The sequence below is a fragment of the Aerococcus sp. L_32 genome (assembly GCF_050689315.1).
The window spans coordinates 1-1432 of record NZ_JBOEQF010000481.1 but is presented as its reverse complement, the minus strand read 5'-3'; the positions used below and the strand labels follow the sequence as shown (position 1 = coordinate 1432).

Sequence of the window (1432 nt, the reverse complement as noted above, 5' to 3'; positions counted from 1 at the left end):
ATTCTTCACGCACAGCAACCCGGACAGCACGACCATTGGCTAGGACAATCACTTGTAAATCTTCCACATCATTTAGCGCATTTTGAATAGTTGGTAAGATGGTTTCCCAATCTTTCATCTCATGTACATGAAAAATAACACGTTTTAACATTAGATTACTCCTTTTTATTCATTTACCTTGGCATTTGTTTTCGTATAGCTTACAAATTTACTAGGACCATACAGCTATTATCTTGCTTTAAACGATCTTATAATCAATCGTTTCATTCCCTTAAATTATAGCATATGCCTTAAGTCTATTATAGCCGTTTACGATTAGATTCATCATACGTTAAAAAGCTATCCCAGAATTGTAGGATAGCTTTTCATATCTTCTGACTTAAACACGTGCGACGTGACCACCTTGCAGGTAAACCATGATAATGGATACATCTGCAGGGTTTACACCTGATACACGACTAGCTTGTGCTAAGGTGCGTGGGCCGATTTCTTTCAAGCGCTGGCGCGCTTCAGTGGCTAAGCTGTCGATGGCATCCCAATCGATGTCAGCTGGAATCTCTTTTTGCTCTAAACGGTGTAATTTTTCTACTTTACGTTGTTCTTTAACAATATAACCAGCATATTTGATTTGGATTTCAACTTGTTCTGTTACTTGACGTGATAAATCCTTGTCGCTTGGGGCGAATTTAAGGATATCATCAATTTTAAGCTCTGGACGACGTAGTAAGTCGCTCGCCATAATCCCATCTTTTAAGGCTGCGGAATTTTTCTCTGCTAGGTAGTCTTGTAATTCTTGAGTTGGTTTCAAGCGAACATTGGCTAAACGGTCTAATTCTTCAGCAACCTCTGCTTGGTTTGATTTGTATAAGTTGTATTGTTCTTCAGAGACTAAACCAAATTCATAACCTTTTTCAGTTAAACGAGTATCAGCGTTGTCATGACGTAATAATAAACGGTATTCAGCGCGTGATGTTAATAATCGATACGGTTCAGTTGTCCCTTTTGTGACTAAGTCATCGATCATTACCCCAATATAGCCTTGGTCACGGCCGATAACAAATGGCTCTTCGCCGCGGATTTTAAGGACGGCGTTGATCCCTGCGTATAAACCTTGACCAGCAGCTTCTTCATAACCAGAAGTACCGTTTGTTTGACCGGCTGTAAATAAGTTGGCCACTTGTTTAGTTTCTAAGTTTACTTTCAATTGGTTTGGTTTCACCACATCGTACTCAATGGCGTATCCGTTACGCATGATACGTGCGTTTTCCAAGCCTTTAACTGAATGAATCATGTCATTTTGAACGTCTTCTGGTAGTGAAGTTGAAAGTCCTTGGACATAGATTTCTTCGTTATCTAACCCTTCAGGCTCAAGGAAGATTTGGTGTTTTGGTTTATCTGCAAAACGCACAATCTTATCTTCAATTGACGGACA

1 protein-coding gene is annotated in these 1432 nt (G+C 39.6%); it reads right to left on the bottom strand.

Annotated features, from left to right (window positions below):
- Positions 1-379 precede the first annotated feature (379 nt).
- Positions 380-1432: FAD-dependent oxidoreductase (locus ACRCJ0_RS14045; RefSeq protein ID WP_431390848.1), on the bottom strand; the 1053-nt coding region annotated here is incomplete at its 5' end.